The following is a 2,768-nucleotide window of genomic DNA, read 5'->3' as shown; positions in this document are numbered from 1 at the left end:
CCCCGCGCATGCCGCTCACTCCGCCCGTACGCTCGTCCGCCCTGTTCACGCCCCCATTGTCCCCGGCGCTTGCACTTTGGCAACAGCGTTGCCAAAGTGGACGGCATGACTGGCACACCCCTCGGCACAGCCCCCGGCTCGCCCCTCCGCGTCGGCCTCGTCGGCTACGGCCTCGCCGGCTCCGTCTTCCACGCCCCGCTGATCGCCGCCACGGAGGGCCTCGCCCTCGACACGGTGGTCACCTCGAACCCGGAACGGCAGCAGCAGGCCCGTGCCGAGTTCCCGGACGTACGCCTCGCCGCCACACCGGACGAGCTGTTCGCCCGGGCCGCCGAGCTGGACCTGATCGTCGTGGCGTCCCCGAACAAGACGCACGTGCCGCTCGCGACGACCGCACTGAAGGCCGGCCTGCCGGTCGTCGTCGACAAGCCCGTCGCGGGCACCGCGGCCGAGGCCCGAGAGCTGGCCGCCCTGGCCGAGGAGCGCGAGCTGCTCCTCTCCGTCTTCCAGAACCGCCGCTGGGACAACGACTTCCTCACCCTGCGCAAGCTGCTGTCCGAGGGCGAGCTGGGCGACGTATGGCGGTTCGAGTCCCGCTTCGAGCGCTGGCGTCCGAAGCCGAAGGGCGGCTGGCGCGAGTCCGGCGACCCGGCAGAGATCGGAGGTCTGCTCTACGACCTCGGCAGCCATGTCGTGGACCAGGCCCTGGTCCTCTTCGGCCCGGCGGCCTCCGTCTACGCGGAGACGGACATCCGCCGCCCGGGCGCCGAGACGGACGACGACACCTTCATCGCGATCACGCACACCGGCGGCGTCCGCTCCCACCTCCACGTCTCCGCGACGACCGCCCAACTCGGCCCCCGCTTCCGCGTCCTGGGCTCCACCGCCGGTTACGTCAAGTACGGCCTCGACCCCCAGGAGGCGGCGCTCCGGGACGGCCTGCGCCCCGGCCCCGGCTGGGGTTCGGAGCCCGAGTCGCTGTGGGGCCGCGTCGGCTCCGGCGAGTCCCCGGTGACCGGCGGCGGCCGCCCCGAACCCACCCTCCCGGGCGACTACCCGGCTTACTATGCGGCCGTGGCGAAGGCCCTGCTGGAGGGCGCCCCGAATCCGGTGACCGCACGGGAGGCGGCCGCCGCCCTGGACGTACTGGAGGCCGCCCGTCGTTCGGCCCGCGAGAAGGTGACGGTGACGCTGTGACCCACAAGAGCAACCCCTCCCACAGCCAGGGGCTCACCCCGAAGTTCCACCCGGAGCTCACCCCGAGCCTGGAGGAGCTGGAGAAGCAGGAACGCCACCTGGTGTTCCGCCAGTTCACGCACGACGACGCCTGGGCACTCGGCTCGCTCCTCGTCGAGCTGGCCCGGGAGCGGCAGGCCCCGGTCGCCATCGACATCCACCGCTCCGGCCAGCAGCTGTTCCACGCGGCCCTGCCGGGCTCCACCCCGGACAACGACGCCTGGATCGCCCGCAAGCGCCGGGTGGTCGAGCGCTACGGCTCCGCCTCCTACCTGGTGGGTGCCCGCTTCCGCGCCAAGGGCAGCACGTTCGAGGAGTCCTCGCGGCTCGACCCCGACACCTACGCGGCCCACGGCGGCTCGTTCCCGATCACCGTCGAGGGCGTGGGCGTGATCGGCGCGGTGACGGTGTCCGGGCTGCCGCAACTGCAGGACCACCGGCTGGTGGTGGAGGCGCTGGAGCGGTTCCTGGACCGCTGACTCCCGTTCCCGGAGTGAGCCCGGAATGAGCCCGGAATGACCGGGGACCCTCTCCGGTTGGCACCTGCGTACTCGTGATCGACAACGGCGCCCACCGGAGGGACCCCACCCCATGACCACCCCGCTGAAGGAGACCGTCGGCCGGTACGGCATCTGGAGCGCAGGCCTGCGCTCGGAGGACCCGGACCGGCGCGGCGAACTCGCCGAGGCCGCCGCCGAACTGGAGGAACTCGGCTACGGCGCCGTCTGGCTGGGCGGCAACAGCTCCGCCGCCAACGCCGCCCCGCTGATCGAGGCGACCTCGACGCTCACGGTCGGCACCAGCATCCAGAGCATCTGGCAGCACGAGCCGGACGCCGCCGCCACGGCCTTCGCGGACCTGGAGTCGACCCACCCCGGGCGCTTCCTGCTGGGCCTCGGGGTGAGCCACGCCAAGCAGGTGGAGCAGTACGCCCGCCCGTACTCGGCGCTGGTCGGCCACATCGACGGCCTGGACGCCGCCGGAGTCCCGTCGGACCGCCGGCTCCTGGCCGCCCTGGGCCCGAAGTCGCTGCGGCTGGCCCGCGACCGGGCGGCGGGCTCGATCCCGTACCTGGTCACCCCGGAGCACACCGCGCACGCCCGCGAGATCCTGGGCGACGCCCCGCTGCTGGCGCCGGAGCTGGGCGTCGTCCCGGAGCCGGACCCGGTCCGCGCCCGCGCCCTGGCCCGCGAGTTCCTGGAGCTCTACCTCCCCCTGCCGAACTACACCAACAACTTCCTCCGGCACGGCTTCACCGAGGACGACCTGTCGGACGGCGGCAGCGACCGCCTGGTCGACGCCCTGTTCGCCTGGGGGGACGACCAGGCGATCCGCACCAGGATCGACGCCTTCTTCGCAGCGGGCGCGGACCACGTCGCCCTCCAGGTCCTGACCGGCGAACCCCGCGACACCCTCCCGAGGAAGGCGTGGCGCGACCTGGCTTCAGTGCTGGACTGACCTCTCAGGGGCGCGGGGAACTGCGCGACCGGCCACCAACAGCCCGCCGCCGAAAACAAGCCGCAGCCCCCACC

At 73.1% G+C, this 2,768-nt stretch carries 3 protein-coding genes; all 3 read left to right on the top strand.

All coding sequences use genetic code 11. The features are described from left to right. Positions 1-105: 105 nt before the first annotated feature. A complete protein-coding gene (locus tag C1J00_RS41610; protein WP_102914004.1) occupies positions 106-1,197 on the top strand; it encodes a Gfo/Idh/MocA family protein in 1,092 nt (363 codons plus the stop codon). Then, positions 1,194-1,715 (top strand): heme-degrading domain-containing protein, encoded by a 522-nt coding sequence (locus tag C1J00_RS41605; protein WP_102914003.1) that lies wholly within the window; start codon positions 1,194-1,196, stop codon positions 1,713-1,715. The genes C1J00_RS41610 and C1J00_RS41605 overlap by 4 nt, the downstream gene beginning before the upstream one ends. Positions 1,716-1,827: 112 nt before the next feature. Beyond that, positions 1,828-2,694, top strand: coding sequence for an LLM class F420-dependent oxidoreductase (locus C1J00_RS41600; protein WP_102914002.1), 867 nt, complete (start codon positions 1,828-1,830; stop codon positions 2,692-2,694). Positions 2,695-2,768: the final 74 nt, after the last annotated feature.

Origin of the sequence: Streptomyces cahuitamycinicus, assembly GCF_002891435.1 — a bacterium.
Taxonomy (GTDB): domain Bacteria; phylum Actinomycetota; class Actinomycetes; order Streptomycetales; family Streptomycetaceae; genus Streptomyces; species Streptomyces cahuitamycinicus.
The sequence above is the reverse complement of the archived record's forward strand: the minus strand, read 5'-3'. Positions and strand labels throughout refer to the sequence as shown.

Excerpts from the sequence above, each read along its gene's own strand:
- C1J00_RS41610 (WP_102914004.1), top strand. The coding sequence starts at position 106 with ATGACTGGCACACCCCTCGGCACAGCCCCCGGCTCGCCCCTCCGCGTC.
- C1J00_RS41600 (WP_102914002.1), top strand. The coding sequence starts at position 1,828 with ATGACCACCCCGCTGAAGGAGACCGTCGGCCGGTACGGCATCTGGAGC.